Source organism: Microcoleus sp. B7-D4 (assembly GCF_036705125.1).
GTDB lineage: Bacteria > Cyanobacteriota > Cyanobacteriia > Cyanobacteriales > Microcoleaceae > Microcoleus.
In genome coordinates this window covers 9,503-10,831 of record NZ_JAUBTT010000157.1, presented here as the reverse complement: position 1 = coordinate 10,831, position 1,329 = coordinate 9,503, and the positions used below count along the sequence as shown (strand labels likewise).

The following is a 1,329-nucleotide window of genomic DNA, read 5'->3' as shown; positions in this document are numbered from 1 at the left end:
ATAGGGCATAGGGCATAGGGCATAGGGCATAGGGCATAGGGCATAGGGCATACCTCACTTTTTTGAGAACCGCTATACGTTAGAGCTAAAATTAAAAGTCGATCGGGTTCCCAAAGCAGATATCTAATATGTTAGGTGCTAAAATTACTGCTCGGTCAACAAACATGAAGCTGAAATAAATTGTCAGCCATCTCGTTATCGATCCTCGAAAATCAACACAGTATCCTCTTAATTTAGATAACGCTGTCGGTAGCAATAATGCTGTAATATTTCATCCTCGTTTAGGATTAAATCAAGAAAACTATGACTTACTGTTAGCACAAATTTCAACTAAAACTCTGGATGCTGAAGCAATTACTTGTTATTCTACAGATATTGATCGTTGCCCGATCGCCCTTAGCTCAAAATGGTGTTTCTGCCTGTAGGTATAACCTTTCTCCCAACTGCGGATGCTCAAACGAAAGTTCCCGCGCGTGCAAGTGTAGCCGCTTCCCAGCAGCCCGACATCCGTAAAGTCGATCGCCCAAAATCGGTATCCCCAACCCTCGAACATCCGCTGCATGAACCCTCAATTGATGGGTGCGTCCCGTCAGCGGCAAAAACTCGACTCGATCGCAATTTCCTTCCCTCGCCATTACCTGAAAGCGAGTAACGCTGGGTTTTCCGCACTCCCAATTGACTTGCTGGTAAGGGCGATTTTCGGGATCGCCCCAAAGTGGGAGTTCGATCGTCCCCGCATCAATTTTTACCGTACCCGAAAGCACCGCTTCATAAACTTTGTGAACCTGCTTTTTTGCAAATTGCTGCCTGAGTTGACTGCTAGTTTCTTTCTCCCGCGCCAATAGCAAAATCCCAGATGTTTCCAAGTCTAAACGATGCACGACTGTCAAATTAAAACTATCAGCTAACAAGTTCCGCAAACGACTGAAAACACTATCTTGATTTTCAAAATAACGACCTGGAACTGACAGCAAACCAGAGGGTTTATTGACCGCAATCAACCATTTGTCTTCATAGATAATCGGTAGTATTTCGGTAACGGGCAAGATGCCCGTTCCACAAGAAATATGATGATTTGTGGGGAGTAGGGGTTGGGCTTCTAGCCCGCCCGCAACGGGCAAGATGCCCGTTCCACAAGAAATATTATTGCTTGTGGGGAGTAGGGGTTGGGCTTCTAGCCCGCCCGCAACGGGCAAGATGCCCGTTCCACAAGAAATATTATTGCTTGTGGGGAGTAGGGGTTGGGCTTCTCGCCCGCCCGCAACGGGCAAGATGCCCGTTCCACAAGAAATATTATTGCTTGTGGGGAGTAGGGGTTGGGCTTCTCGC

General features: G+C 46.9%; 2 protein-coding genes. One reads left to right on the top strand and one right to left on the bottom strand.

The genetic code is table 11. The features are described from left to right. Nucleotides 1–179: 179 nt before the first annotated feature. Entirely contained in the window at nucleotides 180–425 is a 246-nt protein-coding gene (locus tag QUB12_RS37735) for a DUF6883 domain-containing protein (protein ID WP_445300697.1), read from the top strand. Here the strand turns inward: QUB12_RS37735 and QUB12_RS35075 are convergent. Continuing rightward, nucleotides 402–1,329 (bottom strand): RluA family pseudouridine synthase (locus QUB12_RS35075; protein WP_333301183.1); only part of this gene is annotated, 928 nt, incomplete at its 5' end. The two genes, QUB12_RS37735 and QUB12_RS35075, sit on opposite strands and share 24 nt — an antisense overlap.